This is a genomic window from Brevibacillus composti, from assembly GCF_016406105.1.
In the GTDB taxonomy this organism is placed as follows: Bacteria; Bacillota; Bacilli; order Brevibacillales; family Brevibacillaceae; genus Brevibacillus; species Brevibacillus composti.
This window is the reverse complement of the sequence record NZ_CP066308.1, coordinates 1,061,803-1,076,503: the sequence shown is the minus strand read 5'-3', so window position 1 is coordinate 1,076,503 and position 14,701 is coordinate 1,061,803. Positions and strand designations below refer to the sequence as shown.

Sequence of the window (14,701 nt, the reverse complement as noted above, 5' to 3'; positions counted from 1 at the left end):
GGACTTTCTTCAGACAGCCGTGGTTGCTTTGTCGCCTGCCAGTTTGCGGGAGAGGAACAGCACGATGATGATCACGGCGATTTGCAGGACGCCGTAAGCGCAGGCAGTCCCGAATTCAAAGGCGTACATGCGCTGAAAAATCGCCACGGACAGGGGCATGGTCTTCGGCGTAAAGATCAGAATCGAAGCGACGAACTCTCCAATGCACTGGACGAAGGCGAGCAGCGTCCCCGCCAGAATGCCGCCGAACGCCATCGGAGCGACAACTCTGCGAAAGCTGTACCACCACGTCGCCCCGAGATTGCGCGCAGCCTCCTCCACCGACGGGTCCATCTGCATCAGCGTCGCCGAAGTAGAGCGGAACACCAGCGGCAGATGGCGCACGAAGTAGGCGAGCGGAATGATCCAAAACGTGCCGATCAGCACCTGGTTCAGGCTGAATACGGTCGGTTCGCTGAAGGCGGCGATCAGGTTGACGGCCACGACGGTGCCGGGCAGGGCCCACGGCAGCATGATCAGGGTATCCAGCAGGGTTTTGCCGCGAAACCGGAGCCGGACCATCGCATAGGCCGCGGCCACGCCGAACAGGACGATGCCGATCGTGGCGATTCCGCTGAGCTGGAGGCTGTTCATGATCGGCCGCCAGGTCTTTTTATCGGTAAACAGGTCCTTGTAATGCTCCAGCGTGTAGGTCGGCGGCAAGATCTGTACGGTCCAGGTGCCGTCTACCGAAAAAGAGATCAGCACCAGCACGAGGATCGGCAAAAGCAGAATCACCATCCCGACAAACGCGAGCACCATCGACACGTAGCGGCCTGCCTTGCTCTTGATCTCTGTTCGGTGCACGCTGACGCCCTTGCTCAGATTCTGGTAGTTGCGCACCCCTTGATACCAGCGCATCAGCAGCAGAAAAGCGACGGAGACGATAGAGAGAATCGTCGATTGCGTGGCGGCCATGTCCAGATCGCCGTTGGTCCGCGAGAGATAGATCTGCATCGTCATCGTCCGGTCGATGCCAAAGATGAGCGGAGCGGTATAGGAAGCCATCGAGATCATGAATACCAGCAGGGACGAGGCCACCAAAGCCGGGGTCAGCATCGGCAGGATGACCCGCCGCCAGACCGTCAGACGTCCGGCTCCGAGGCTGGCCGCCGCTTCCTCCAGGGAAGGGTCCAGCCCCTTGATCGCCGCCGATGCGGTCATGAAGAAGTAGGTGTACATCGTAAAGGTGTGGACGACGACGACGCCCCAGATGCCTTTCAGCGCAAAAGGCACCTCGGCCAGCCCGAACAGTTCTTTGATCGCCCGGGGAAAAATCCCGCTCTCTCCGTACAGGAAGGTAAAGGAGAGCACCCCGATCAGCGGCGGCAGGGCCATCGGCACCAGAGCCAGTACGGACAGGATGTTGCGCCCCGGAAAATCGTACCGCTCCAGCAAAAAGGCCATCGTCACCCCGACGATACCGCAGGTGATCACGCTCAGGACAGAGATGTAGATGCTGGTCCAGAGCGCTTCCAGATTGGCTGTATGGGCCAGGCTGAAAAAACGGGCATAGTTTTTCCAACTCGTCTCTCCGTCGATCTGGATGCTGGCTACGAAGGTCTCCCACAGCGGGTAAATCACATACGCGAGCAGGATGATGAATAGCGGCGAAACCAGCACGTAGACGAAAGCCGGAGAAGCGGTCCACGACATGCGCCGGGCTCGCCCCCATCGCGGCTCTAGCTCTGCTCTCATCGCTTCTCCTCCTTATCCGGCAAAATAGATGCTCTCTTTGGGAATCTCCAGAAAAATTGTCTCTCCCCGCTGTTTCACCGGGCCGCCTTGGTTGACGAACATGCTTTTCAACTGGTGGGGGCCGACGCTGGTCACGTAGTTGACAGAGGCCCCGGTAAACTCGGCCATCGTCACCTGTCCCCTGACCACGTTCTCACCGTCCGCTCCCGCACTCTCCCGCTGCAAAATCGCCTCTGGACGAATGGATACGGTCACTTTTTCCCCCGCCGACAGACGCGCCTCGGGCGAGGCCTGCCGCTTCGAGCCGAGCAGAATCAGCCCCGGCGACACCTGCACGCGGACGTCCTCCCCCCTGATCTCGGTCACCACTCCCTCCCACAGATTGGTCTCGCCGATAAAGGAAGCCACAAACCGATTCACCGGCCGGTGATAGATGTCGTGCGGCGTGCCGATCTGCTGGACGATTCCGCTGTTCATCACCATGATCCGGTCGGACAGGGACATCGCCTCCGCCTGATCGTGGGTGACGTAGATCGTGGTGATGCCCAGCTCCATCTGGAGGCGCTTGATCTCATAGCGCGTCTCTTCCCGCAGCTTGGCATCGAGATTGGACAGCGGTTCGTCCAGCAGCAGGATTTGCGGCTCGATCACCAGCGCCCGGGCCAAGGCCACCCGCTGCTGCTGCCCGCCGGACAGCTGATCGATGCGGCGGCTGCCGTAGCCGTCGAGGCGCACCAGATTCATGATCCGCTCCACCCGCTCCCGGATCACCGCTTTGGAAGCCTTGCGCACCTGAAGCCCAAACGCGATATTTTCAAAGACGGTCAGATGCGGAAACAGCGCGTAGTTTTGAAACACCATGCCGGTATTCCGCTTGTGCGGCGGCAGATGGGTCACATCCTGACGGCCGAAAGCGATCCGCCCCTCTGTCGGATAGTAAAAGCCGGCGATCATCCGCAGCGTCGTCGTCTTTCCGCAGCCGCTCGGTCCGAGAAAGGTAAAAAATTCACCCGATTCGATATGGATGTGGACATCCTCTACGCCTTTGGCCTGGCCAAAGCGCTTATGTACATGATCCAAAGTCACACTGCTCATCTGGTGTCCTCCCTTGCAAAAATGAGCGGTCATTGTTGGGGAACCGGCAGAAAGCGGGCTTCCACGCGCAAGCCGGATGAGGCCAGACGGAGTGGACCTCGCCGCTCCGCCTGGACGCTCGCCTGCTTGGCTCACCGGCTCTTGGTGCCAGCCAATGGCGAGCCAACCGCGGGTGTTTCCATGCCGCTTGCTGTCACCCGGTGGTTACTTCTTGCCTTTGCCCTTGATGTTCTCGTCCCAGTACTGCATCCACTCTTTTTCCTTTTGCGCCATGACGCCCCAATCCAGCTCCAGCGGCTTCAGCTCCAGGTTTTTCATGAAGTCGGGGAGATCGTCTTTGCTGATGTCCGTGCGGGAAGGGAACTGGAAGCGTTCCTTGGCGAGCTGCGCCGCGATTTCCGGGCTGAACAGGAATTCGTAGAACTTCTTGGCGGCTTCGGCGTTCTTCGCCCCTTTTACCAGGGCGACGCCGTCGACGAGAATCGGCGCGCCGCTCTTCGGATAGATGAAGTCATACGGGTGATTGTTCTGCTTGCTCTGAATCAGCACATCCTGCAAATTCCACAGGGAGATGACGCCTTCCTGACGGTCCAGCTTGAGATAGAGGTTAGTCGGGTCCTGGGTGTATTCCTTGGTGTTGGCATCCAGCTTGAGCAGCCACTCATAGCCCTTTTCCGGGGTGTCGGGGCCTTGGCGGTAAATCATCGCGGAGTAGATGGTTCGCATCGTGCCGGAGGGGAGGACGTTGCGGATGACGATTTTATCCTTGAATTTGGGATCGAGCAGCTCATCCCAATCCTGGGGCGCTTCTTCCGGCTTCAGCGCGTCGGAATTGTACATGATCACCTCGGGCAGCAGCATCTCCCCGTACCAGCGGTCCTGCGGATCTTTGTACAGATCGGGGATCTTGTCGGCAAACGTGGGCTTGTATGCCTCCAGCAAGCCTTCATCCGCTGCCGTGCTCAAAGCCGACTGGGTGCCGCCCCACCAGAAGTCGGCCTGCGGGTTGGCTTTTTCCGCCCGGACCCGCTCCAGAATCTGCTGCGCCCCCATCTCCAGCGTTTCCACTTCGATGTTCGGGTACTTTTCATTGAATTTGGGGATGACGATTTCGAAGATGTTTTTGTCGCGGGCCGTGTAAATGATCAGCTTCTGGTCGCCCTCCGGTTCGGCAGGCTTCGTCTCGCCGCTCGGTGCCGGCTGTGCGCCGGGATTTCCGTCAGCGGGCTTTGCCTCCTGACCGCCGCCGGAGCAAGCGGCCACGGCCAGGGCCAGTGAGCTGGCAAAAATGCCGCGCATCCATTTTTGAAAAGCGCTGTTGGACCTTTTCAACACAAACTCCCCCTTTTTCTACCTACCTGTCCAGCAGACGTGTGGACGGGAATGCCTCTAAAACACTGTGGACGGCACCGATCAAGCCTGCCTGCTCTCCCAGACTGGCCCTTTTCAGCTCTGGCGCGACAGGCACCCACTCGCACAGCCAGTCTTGTATCCGCTTCACCCCTTCGTCATCGATATGGACCATCTCCCCGCTCAGGATCAAGAGCTCCGGATTGAGGATGCTGGCGATATTGGCCATGCTGTACGCCCAGTGGCGGTACACCTCATCCAGGAGCCTGGCTGCTTCCGCCTGTTCCTCCTTCGCGCAGCGAATCAGCGCTTCTATGACACTCGAACCCACCTGAAGGTCAGAGAGAAATCCCTTTGCCTTGTTCATGATGCCGGGAGCGGCGTAATGGGTCTCAAAGACGCCGGACGCATCGTCTCTCCTGGCCGGCTCGGGACCGATCATCATAAAGCCGATCTCCCCGGCCGCTTCCCGGCTGCCCCGGTAAAACTGTCCATCCAAAATGATCCCGGAGCCGATCCCTGTGCCGACGTAGAGATAGACGACGCTCGAATAGCCCACCCCCACGCCGCGGACGTACTCGCCCAGCGTCATCATATTCACGTCGTTGTCGATAATGACCGGCAAGCCCAGCCGCTCCTCGATCGTCTGCTGAATCGGCGAACCCATCCAGCCTGTGCTGGGCGAGTAACTGACCGTGCCGCTGCCCCGCTGCGTCACGCCGGGAAGTCCGACGCCGATCCCGAGAAACCGCTCGCTCTCCAGGCTGCACTCCCGCATCATCTCCTCGAATCCCTGAGCCAATGCTTCCATCACCAGCTCTCCGTTGGCTGGCTGCGGCAGTCTTTTCTGGTACCGGACCAAGAACTTTCCTTTCAGGTCGGCGACTGCCATCTCCAGCGTCAAGCCATCAAATACCGCTCCCGCGATGGCATACGCCCGATAGTTGTACTCCAGCAATATCGGCTTGCGGCCGCCGCGGGAGTCGCCCCTGCCCACCTCCTGCAGCAGTCCCTCCCGCATCATCTCCTCGACGAGCGCGGAGACGCAGGGACGGCTCAGCCGCGTATGCTTGGAAATGTCAGCACGGGAGATTTGGCCATGGGCAATCACCTGCTGCAAGATCTCCTCCTTGTTCCACTTTTTGACCAGTTGGCTGCTGCCAGTTCTTTTGGAAGAGCGCACGCCTTGCTATTCACCACCGGAAGAGTTAGTTAACCTTACTAACAAAGTAAGCCGAAACCCATCTTTTTATTACTGAATAATCAAACAATTTATCTTGCCAACATTTCTCTTTACATACTATACGGGGGTATTGTATATTTACTGACACAAGCACTGATTCCATCAATCCTGTCTTGCAGAGTTGCCACTTTCAAGGAGTGAAACCCATGAACACCCAAACAACTACGGTCGAAAATCACAGACAAGGACTGAATCGAAGACTCGTCACCTTCCTCTTTCTCGCCGGCATCTTCCTCGGCGCGCTGGATCACGGCATCGTCGGGCCCGCGCTCAGCACGATCTTTACGACCTTTCAGGTCAGCTCCTCCTGGGGCGTGTGGAGCTTTACGATATATACCCTGGTCTTCGCGATCAGCATCCCTGTGCTTGCCAAGCTCTCCGACCGATTTGGCCGGAAGGAGACCTTTCAGTTTGGCATCGCTGCTTTTGCTCTCGGTTCCCTGATCGCCGCTCTCGCTCCCAACTTTCTCGTCTTTTTGCTCGGACGAGCCGTTCAGGCTGTCGGTGCCGGCGGGATCTTCCCGATTACCGCAGCCCAAATCGCCGCTACCTACCCGCCGGAAGAGCGGGGGAAAGCGATGGGCTGGATCGGTATCGCCTTTGGCTCGGGGACGATACTCGGACCGCTGGCAGGCGGCTGGATCATTTCCTCCTGGGACTGGCAGTGGATATTCCTGATCAACCTGCCGCTCTCCGTCATCATCTTTCTGCTGATGGGCCGGTACAAACCCGTGCAGCAAACCGTGAAGCAGCCTGTAGACTGGATGGGCATTGCCCTTTTGGGCGGCGTGATCTTTTCGGCAATGACCGGCATTTCCAGCGGCAATGGCTGGCTCCTGCTGATCGCGCTCGCCCTGCTTCTCGCACTCGTTCGCATCGAAAGGAAACAGACCGATCCGGTTCTGAACGTCTCCTATTTTACGAACCCGCATTCTTTGTTCGTGCTTTTGGCTTCGCTCGTTTCGGGATTCGTGATGGCTGCGGCGAACACGCTGCTGCCTCTCTACTCCGAGACCGTTCTCGGACTGGCAAAAGGCGCAAGCGGCGTCAGCATTATCCCGCTGGCCATCGCCACCATGACCGCTTCTTTGGCTGGCGGCATCCTGACCGACAAATGGGGCGCCTCTCGCGTGCTCCTGGGCGGCTTCCTGCTCACCGCGATCAGCGGTCTGTCTCTCGCCTTTGCTGTTGACGGAATGATTCTCTACCTGATCACGATCGTCCTGATGGGCTTTGGCATCGGCGTTATCGTCGGCGCCCCCCTGAACATCCTGATTCTCCGTGCCGCAGCCCCCCGGGAGATGGGAGCGGCTGTCGGCTACGTAAGCCTGTTTCGGTCGATGGGCTCTACCCTCGGGCCAACGGTTGCCGGATTGATGCTGGACCGGTTTGCCGACGGGTTTTCCTACCTGTACAGCATCAGCGCGCTCGCTTCTCTGCTCGGTCTGCTGTTGATCGGCGCCCTTCTCAAAAGTAGAGTAGAGAACTGAAACTTTTGGGCGACCATATGGTCGCCTTACTCATTTCAGCTCCCCCTCATCAAACCGTACGTGAGGTTTTCCCTCATACGGCTTTCCGATGCTCTTCTTTCTTTGGCATTCGGTAGTCCTCTCCGGCAAGTTTCACCAATGATCCCCGTGTGGCTTTCATTACCTCCCCGACCCTGGAATGCTTGTTTCGCACATTCCTTTTCTTGTTAACGAATAGCGTCAGCCTTTCTATTACATACCAATCAATTCTGTTTAACCATCTTGCTGCTATAGTTGAAATTGAATAGTAGTTCTTGAATCCCTTAAGCTTTCGATTAAGCCCTTGTACCACCTCATGCAGCGGCCAGTACAACTTGCTGCGCGGTTCGGTGTACATCTTAATTTTCCGTCTCATTTCTTTCATTGCTTTCTTGCTTGGAATATGTGACATGACATATATCCTTTTTCCACCTTTAATGAGAACGGGAAATTTTCGATGATGAAAACCGAGGAAGTCAAAGCCTGCGGTGTTGTCCCAGATATTGATCAATCGAGACTTTTCCTTGCTAAGAGTCAGGTCAAGTTTGCTCATAATGGCCTTTATAACCTGAATGCTTTCCAAGGCATCCTTTTTCGTCTTGCACATGACCACGAAATCATCGGCGTATCGAACTAATTTGCCAAGATGAGAAAATTGTTTCTCCCAGATTGTATCCATGTAGTTGAGGTAAATGTTCGCAAGCAGCGGCGAAATTACTCCTCCTTGCGGAGTTCCCCAATCCGTTTCATGGAACTGTACACCTTCCATGACACCTGCTTGCAGCCATTTTCGAATCAGTTTTAGTACTCTGCGGTCCGAAATCCTTTGCTCAACCAGTTTCATCAGCTTCTCCTGATTGATGTTGTCAAAGTACCCCTTGATGTCTACATCAACTACCCAATATGCCTGTTTGCTCGCTTTTCTGATTTGTGCAATCGCCTGGTGGGCATTTCGTTTCGGTCGGAATCCATATGAGCAATCTTTAAAGTCCGCCTCGAAAATTGGCTCAATGACCATTTTGGTTGCCATTTGGACAACTCGATCTCGTATCGTCGGGATGCCAAGCGGTCTTTGCTTCCCATCCGCTTTTGGAATGTACGTGCGTCGAACTGGTGCCGGATGGTACCGTTTTCTCTTTAGGTCGAGGTAGATTTCATTGAGGAATTTACTCTCTCCGTATTCATGTACAATTCTTTCGATTGTCTGTCCGTCCACTCCGCCGCTTCCTTTGTTGGCACGCACTCTGCGCCATGCTTCGGCGAGGATGTCAGGACGATACACCTTGTCATACAGAGCATGAAATCGCCGTTTTGGATTTTCCTTGGCACAAAGATATAGGGTTGTCCAAAGTTGTCGAGCTTTTGCATCGGTGTAGTTAGCAAGTTTACTTGCATTCACTCACTCTTACCTCCTTTCAACCCGTGAACAAAGCAGGGCTCCTTTCCTCCATGGAGTTTTGTTGTCTCCACTTCTCTGGTACTATGAGCCCCTCCGACTCCCTCTCTGCCGTCCACCACTTCCCTTACGGTTATAGGTTTCCGCTTTACACTCCGACGGAGTGTGCAAAGTAGGGTCTCCCCAGTTCCGTTCCTTACTTTCTCAGCATACCGTTCCCCTTACCCCGAGAGGTTCTTGAGTGCTGCGATCCAAGTTCTACACACCTTCCGTGGCCTTCGCCCACTTCCCCCAGGCTCGGCTCCTCCTTGTCCATCTTACAATGGTCTTTCTTAACGAGGCGGCAGGATTCACTTTATGTTACGGTCTGCTGATTTGCTTGCACCCTTTCGGGTTACTTTGTCACAGGGCTTCAACCTTAGGATCACTCCACCAGTTGCCTGTCAGCTACGAGGCGACTTGGCTCTTACCTCGGTTGGACTTTCACCAACTAGCAATTAACGGCTTGCTGGGCACGCAGGCAGCATAAAAACAAGCCTCCCCTCCCCGCAGCACCGCGGGGAAGGGAGGCTTTCTTTTCGAAAGCAACCTCTTGTTTATTGCGTTTCCCGAACCGATTGCCATACATCCGAGACCAGCTCGGTAAAGGTCTGGATCGCCGCTTCCTCTTTTCTCCGGTCCAGACAGATGACCGAGGTCTCTGCCCGCTGGGAGAAGCGGTGGAGCTCCACTAGTGCCCCGGAGCGCAGTTCGGCTACGACCAGCGCTGTACTGAGAAAGGCTACGCCGGTCTCGTTGAGGACGGCCCGTTTGATCGTCTCTTCGCTCGTACACTTGATGACAGACGGCGGCGCGTAATTGATTTCCGACAGGCATTGGCTGATAAAGCTGTCGAGATTGCAGCCCTCCTGGTAAGAGAGGAACGGATACTGCTCCAGCACCTCCGAAAAGCTGCGCTCTCCGACCATGTCGGGCGTGGCGACCAGGGCGAACTCCTCCAGGTCCACTACGCGGGCATGCACCTCCGGCAGCTCGCAGGTGCCGGCGATGATGCCCACGTCTGCCTCATGGTTGCTTACTCTCCGCAGCGTCTCCTGGCTGCTGCAGGAGATCACCTGCAAATTGACCTGCGGATGCATTTCCAGATAGGACTTCAGCATTTGCGGCATGTACTGCGTACAGTAAAATTCGGGAGCAGCTACGACCAGATTGCCATAGGGATTATTGAGATGGTTCAGCTCTTCCTCCATCAACTGCATCACGGAAAACAATTTTTCCGTGTGCGCCAGGACGACCTTGCCCGCCGGCGTGAGAAAGGTGCGCTTTCCTACCCGGTTTAACAAGGAGTGGCCCAGTTCCCGCTCCAATGCCTGGATTTGCAGCGTGATGGTCGGTTGGCTGTATCCCAGCTGTTCGGCTGCTTTGGTCAGATTCAGATGTTCGGCGACGACCTGAAAGGTCTTTAAATTACGAAGCTCCATCGTCTACTCTCACTCTTTCTGAATGTTGAAAGGCGAAAACCGCACAATCTTCTTCACAAAAGTGTACCCGATGGAGCCACTGAATGCTATGTCAATTTTATGTGAATGCGCGCCAGGGAGGCTATTTTCTCCTCCTGGACGTCGATGCCCAGCCCCGGCGACTCGCTCAGCCGGATGCGGTCCCCCGCGATCGGGAAGTCCGCCACATCGTCGGCAAACATGCGCGGTCCGACCATTTCATTGGACCAGACGTTCTTCTTGGCCAGGGAGAGATGGGCCCCCGCCGCCGTCGCCACGGCAGACTCCACCATGGAGCCGATCTGCGTCCGGATCCCCGCCATCTCCGCCTGGTGAATCAGGCGAACTGCCGGATAGAGACCGCCGCATTTCATCAGCTTGATATTGATCCAATCGGCCGCATTCTTCTGAATGATCTGCCGCATCTCTTTGTCTCCGAGGAGACCCTCGTCCACCATGACCGGAATCGCGGTCTGGCGGCGTATGTCGGCCATCCCGTCCAGATCGTCGGCGTGGACGGGCTGCTCGATCCAGTCGATGTGGCAATCGGCCAGCTGCCCGAGCGCCCCTAGGGTCTCGGCCGCATAGCCCCAGCCCTGATTGACGTCGACGCGGAGCCTGATGTCAGGCCCGACCGCCTGACGAACAGCTCGGACGCGGGCGACATCCGTCGGGACATCGGTTCCGACTTTCAGCTTCAGGGTCCGATACCCGTCAGCCACGGCTGCCTTCGCTTCCTCAGCCATCACATCAGGCGGCAGGATGCTCATGACGTACGGGATTACCAGTTCCTCATGAGCGGGACCTCCCAGCAGGCGGTAGAGCGGCTGTCCGGCCAGCTTGCCCATCAGATCATGGCAGGCGATGTCGATGGCCGCCTTGGCCGCAGGCACACCCTTCACCTTCTGGTTCATCTTGGCGTGAATCCGCTCCAGCGCAAAGGGATGCTCTCCCAGCACGGCCGGTCCCAGATGGTGCTTGAGCACTTCGATCGTGCTCCAGTAAGTCTCTCCCGTCACATGCTCATCCGGGGTAGCCTCGCCGTACCCCACGATCCCCTCCTCGGTTTCCAGGCGAACCAGAATCGTCGGCATCTCGTGGAAGGAATCGTAGGAAATGATAAACGGACGAATCAGCGGCAGCGCAATCGCGTAGATGTCCACCGAACGAATTCGCGCCATTTTACTGGTACCTCTCGATCAGCTTCGCCAGTTTGCCCGCATCGACATTGCTGCCGCTGACGATGTTCAGCACCTTTTTGCCCGCCACTCCGGGGACTGCCCCCTGCAGCAGAGCGGCGACACCGACAGCTCCCGAGCCCTCTACCATCAGATGATGCTCTTTCGCCAGCCAGTGCATCGCCTGTCCGACATGTTCTTCTTCGACGAGCAGAATATCGTCGACGATCTTCAGCGCCAGCTCGAGATTCCCCTGGGTAATGCCTCCGTGCAGACCGTCGGCGAGGGAATCGCTGTACTCCACGTCGACCAGATGTCCGGCGCGGAAGGAGTAATACCACGGCGGCGAAGCGTGGGTCTGAATCCCGATGACTCTGATCGCCGGGTTGATCGCTTTGGCCACTGTGGCAATCCCGCAGATCAGCCCGCCGCCGCCTGCAGGGACGATGATCGTATCAAAATCCGGCTCCTCCAGCAGTGCTTCCAATCCAACCGTCCCCTGCCCGGCGATGATGTGATCGTCCTCGAACGCATGGACAAAGGTTCGGCCGGTCTCTTCGGCCAACTGGTACGCATGGGCTTCGGCCTCATCGTAGTTGTCTCCGTAGACGACCAATTCGGCTCCGTATCGCATGATGCCGGCTCTTTTGGTCTCGGGTGCCGTCTTGGGCACGACGATCAAAGCCGAGATCCCCTTCAGGGCGGCCGCATACGCCACGCCTTGGGCGTGATTCCCGGCAGATGCCGTAATCACGCCCTTTGCCAGCTCCTCTTCGCTCAGGGAGGCCATTTTATTCAGGGCTCCCCGCACTTTAAAGGAGCCGGTCTTCTGCAGACACTCCAGCTTCAGCCAGACGTCCGCTCCCGCTGCTGCGGACAGCGCGGCGGAATGCTGCAGCGGCGTTTTCGTCACCTGTCCTTGCAAATCCTTATGTGCTTTCACAACGTCCAAAAAAGAAACGGATAACATGCTGTCAACTCCTTCTTGGGCAACTCTACGCAATCTTTAGGCAAACTCGCGGACGAGCTGGATAAACAGATTGACCGCGGTCGGAATCGCCTCTTCGTCGATATCGAAGCGCGGATGGTGATGGGGATACGCGCTCTTTTCGCTGTTCATGCCGATGAAGACATAAGCCCCCGGCTTCTTTTGCAGGTAGTAAGAGAAGTCTTCGCCGCCCATGACCGGGTCTACATGAACCAGCAGATCGCTTCCGATATTTTCGGTAACTACGCGCTCCACGAACTGGCTCATCTCTTTGTCGTTCACCAGCGCAGGCGTCCCCCAGTCCACTTCCAAGGTGCCTTTGGCGCCAAAAGCGGCACAGATGCCTTCGACCGTGCTCTTCATTTCAGCCGCCAGCGCTTGGCGGGTCGACTCCGAATGCGTGCGGAACGTCCCGGACATAAACGCCTGGCTCGGGATGATGTTGTAGGTAGTCCCCGCCTCGATCTTGCCGACGGAGATGACGACCGGCTCGATCGCATTCATCCGGCGGCCGACAATCCCCTGCAGAGCGCCGATGATATGGCTGGCGATGTAGATCGGATCGACCGTCTCATGCGGCATGGAGCCGTGGCCGCCTTTTCCTTCGATGACGATGCGGTAGTCATCCGCCGAAGCCATCATCGCCCCGTAGGTAATCCCGATCTTTCCTTTTTCGAACGGCTGCCAGAGATGCAGGCCAAACACCGCGTCCGCCTGGTCGATCGCTCCCTGGGCGACCAGTTTTTCCGCCCCGCTGGGCAGCATTTCCTCGGAGGATTGGAACAGGAACAGGACGTTCGATTTCACTTCCTGCCTGTTTTCCGCCATCCATTTGGCCGCCGCGAGCAGGATCGCGGTATGACCGTCATGGCCGCACACATGAGCGACTCCCGGACGCTTGGAAATATAGCCCGGCTTGTCGCCGTCCTCCACGATCGGCAGCGCATCAATATCGGCGCGAAGGGCAATGGTTTTCTTCCCTTCAGTCCCTTTCAAAAATCCGACGACGTTCGGCGCCGGATAATCGAGAATCTCGATGCCCAGTTCTTCCAGACATTTTCGGATGTAAGCCGCCGTCTCAAACTCTTCTCCAGACAATTCTGGATGTTGATGCAAATAACGGCGGTGTTGAATCGCCCATTCCGCAAGCGAAGGCGTGCACAAGGCAGTCGTCATACGATCACGCTCCTGAAAAAGTAGTCACATGGTATTATAACGGATCAAAAAGGTCCGTAGCCAATCAATTGCGCGATGATTACTGCGGCGGTGGCAATCGCGTAGTGGATCGCCAGCAGCGGCAGAATCCATTTCATCCAGCGCACCCAAGGGATGCCGGCGATGGCCAGCCCCGCCATGAAGTACCCGGAGGTCGGGACAAAAATATTGGAAATGCCGTCGCCGAATTGATAGGCGAGGACGGCGGTTTGCCGCGTGACGCCAACCAGATCGGCGAGCGGCGTCATGATCGGCATCGTCAGGGCGGCCATGCCGCTTCCGGACGGGACGATGAAGCTGATGATCGTTTGCAGCACGAGCATGCCAAACGCAGTCAAAGCAGGCGGAATCTCATTGATCAGAGCTGCTGCATAGTAGAGGATCGTATCGAGAATATGTCCGTCGTTCAGCACGACCACGATCGCGCGGGCTACCCCGATCACCAGCGCTCCGGCCAGTACCCCGGCTGCACCCTTTATAAAGGAATCGACAACGGTGTTTGCGGGCAGCTTTCCGGCGATCCCGATAATAATTCCCAAAAGAAGGAAAAGTCCGGCAATTTCAGTGATATACCAGCCGTATTTGATGACGCCATAGGCAAGCACACAAAAGTTGAGGGCAAAGAAGCTGAGAATCACCTTGTGACGAGTGGTGAGCACGGCGTCGCCGCTGAACATCTCTGTGGCATTTTTGCCTTCGAAGTTGCCGAAAAAACCATAGCCGCGGTCTCGCTTCACCTTCATGGCGTAGCGATAGACAAAAGCCACAGAAGCAATGTACATCACCACAAAAATCCCGATGCGGTAAGCGGCCCCGGAGAACGTAGGCAGCTCGGCAAGTCCCTGGGCAACGCCGATTGTAAACGGATTCATCACCGCCGAAGTGAATCCGACAGAGGCGCCGACCAAAACAATGGCGGCTCCGGTGATCGCGTCAAAGCCTAAGGCGATCGCCAGCGGGATCATAATGGCGATATACGGAATCGTCTCCTCCGCCATCCCCATCAGCGAACCTCCCATGGCAAAGAAGAACATCATAATCGGGATCAGCCACTTTTCCTGATTTTGCAATTTTTTGGATAGTGTGACAATTAGAGCCTCAATGGCCCCGGTCGCTGTCAAGATACCGAACGTCCCGCCGATGATCAGAACGAAAAAGATGATGCCCGACGCTTCCTCCATGCCGGTGTGGACACTGTTGACCAGACCAAGCGGCTTCACGGGCGATGATTCGGTAAATTGGAATGATTGCGCGTCGACGACACTTCTGCCGTTTACATCCACCCGGGCGTATTCCCCGGCGGGAATGACGTACGTGAGGATGACGGAGATTGCCAGTACAGCAAAAAGCAGGACAAACACGTTGATTTCCAGCAATTTGGATGTGGATGATTTTGGTTTCAATTCAAGTTGCGCCATCAGATTTTACCCTCCTTTAATTTGTTTAATTATAACATACTTTATTATAATTATTCATCAAAAGGTATGAAGAA

11 protein-coding genes are annotated in these 14,701 nt (G+C 56.5%); 1 reads left to right on the top strand and 10 read right to left on the bottom strand.

The window, feature by feature from the left end:
* Positions 1-9: 9 nt before the first annotated feature.
* The 4 genes from JD108_RS05640 to JD108_RS05625 all read right to left on the bottom strand — a co-directional run bounded on the left by JD108_RS05640 (position 10) and on the right by JD108_RS05625 (position 5,365).
* Positions 10-1,737 (bottom strand): ABC transporter permease, encoded by a 1,728-nt coding sequence (locus JD108_RS05640; protein ID WP_198828930.1) that lies wholly within the window; start codon positions 1,735-1,737, stop codon positions 10-12.
* Positions 1,738-1,749: 12 nt separating this feature from the next.
* The gene (locus JD108_RS05635; protein WP_198828929.1) at positions 1,750-2,832 is read right to left on the bottom strand and encodes an ABC transporter ATP-binding protein; all 1,083 of its coding nucleotides are present in this window, start codon (positions 2,830-2,832) and stop codon (positions 1,750-1,752) included.
* Between the two features lie 204 nt (positions 2,833-3,036).
* Complete coding sequence (locus tag JD108_RS05630; protein WP_407649423.1) at positions 3,037-4,131, bottom strand: extracellular solute-binding protein; 1,095 nt, start codon at positions 4,129-4,131, stop codon at positions 3,037-3,039.
* A 55-nt stretch (positions 4,132-4,186) separates the two neighbouring features.
* Positions 4,187-5,365 (bottom strand): ROK family transcriptional regulator, encoded by a 1,179-nt coding sequence (locus JD108_RS05625; protein WP_198828927.1) that lies wholly within the window; start codon positions 5,363-5,365, stop codon positions 4,187-4,189.
* Positions 5,366-5,571: 206 nt separating this feature from the next.
* Here JD108_RS05625 and JD108_RS05620 point away from each other — a divergent pair, with 206 nt between their 5' ends.
* The gene (locus JD108_RS05620) at positions 5,572-6,915 is read left to right on the top strand and encodes an MFS transporter (RefSeq protein ID WP_198828926.1); all 1,344 of its coding nucleotides are present in this window, start codon (positions 5,572-5,574) and stop codon (positions 6,913-6,915) included.
* 73 nt (positions 6,916-6,988) lie between these two features.
* Here JD108_RS05620 and ltrA read toward each other — a convergent pair whose 3' ends face one another.
* The 6 genes from ltrA to JD108_RS05590 all read right to left on the bottom strand — a co-directional run bounded on the left by ltrA (position 6,989) and on the right by JD108_RS05590 (position 14,627).
* The gene (gene ltrA, locus JD108_RS05615; protein WP_198826945.1) at positions 6,989-8,332 is read right to left on the bottom strand and encodes a group II intron reverse transcriptase/maturase; all 1,344 of its coding nucleotides are present in this window, start codon (positions 8,330-8,332) and stop codon (positions 6,989-6,991) included.
* Positions 8,333-8,925: 593 nt separating this feature from the next.
* Positions 8,926-9,810: a LysR family transcriptional regulator gene (locus JD108_RS05610; protein WP_198828925.1), complete on the bottom strand. Its 885-nt coding sequence runs from the start codon at positions 9,808-9,810 to the stop codon at positions 8,926-8,928.
* An 86-nt stretch (positions 9,811-9,896) separates the two neighbouring features.
* Positions 9,897-11,009, bottom strand: coding sequence for a mandelate racemase/muconate lactonizing enzyme family protein (locus JD108_RS05605; RefSeq protein WP_198828924.1), 1,113 nt, complete (start codon positions 11,007-11,009; stop codon positions 9,897-9,899).
* 1 nt (position 11,010) lies between these two features.
* Positions 11,011-11,976, bottom strand: coding sequence for a threonine ammonia-lyase (locus JD108_RS05600; protein ID WP_198828923.1), 966 nt, complete (start codon positions 11,974-11,976; stop codon positions 11,011-11,013).
* Positions 11,977-12,012: 36 nt separating this feature from the next.
* Complete coding sequence (locus JD108_RS05595) at positions 12,013-13,170, bottom strand: M20 metallopeptidase family protein (RefSeq protein WP_198828922.1); 1,158 nt, start codon at positions 13,168-13,170, stop codon at positions 12,013-12,015.
* A 44-nt stretch (positions 13,171-13,214) separates the two neighbouring features.
* Entirely contained in the window at positions 13,215-14,627 is a 1,413-nt protein-coding gene (locus JD108_RS05590; RefSeq protein WP_198828921.1) for a YfcC family protein, read from the bottom strand.
* Between the last annotated feature and the right edge of the window lie 74 nt (positions 14,628-14,701).

Excerpts from the sequence above, each read along its gene's own strand:
- JD108_RS05640 (WP_198828930.1), bottom strand. The coding sequence starts at position 1,737 with ATGAGAGCAGAGCTAGAGCCGCGATGGGGGCGAGCCCGGCGCATGTCG.
- JD108_RS05635 (WP_198828929.1), bottom strand. The coding sequence starts at position 2,832 with ATGAGCAGTGTGACTTTGGATCATGTACATAAGCGCTTTGGCCAGGCC.
- JD108_RS05630 (WP_407649423.1), bottom strand. The coding sequence starts at position 4,131 with ATGCGCGGCATTTTTGCCAGCTCACTGGCCCTGGCCGTGGCCGCTTGC.
- JD108_RS05620 (WP_198828926.1), top strand. The coding sequence starts at position 5,572 with ATGAACACCCAAACAACTACGGTCGAAAATCACAGACAAGGACTGAAT.
- JD108_RS05610 (WP_198828925.1), bottom strand. The coding sequence starts at position 9,810 with ATGGAGCTTCGTAATTTAAAGACCTTTCAGGTCGTCGCCGAACATCTG.
- JD108_RS05605 (WP_198828924.1), bottom strand. The coding sequence starts at position 11,009 with ATGGCGCGAATTCGTTCGGTGGACATCTACGCGATTGCGCTGCCGCTG.
- JD108_RS05600 (WP_198828923.1), bottom strand. The coding sequence starts at position 11,976 with ATGTTATCCGTTTCTTTTTTGGACGTTGTGAAAGCACATAAGGATTTG.
- JD108_RS05595 (WP_198828922.1), bottom strand. The coding sequence starts at position 13,170 with ATGACGACTGCCTTGTGCACGCCTTCGCTTGCGGAATGGGCGATTCAA.
- JD108_RS05590 (WP_198828921.1), bottom strand. The coding sequence starts at position 14,627 with ATGGCGCAACTTGAATTGAAACCAAAATCATCCACATCCAAATTGCTG.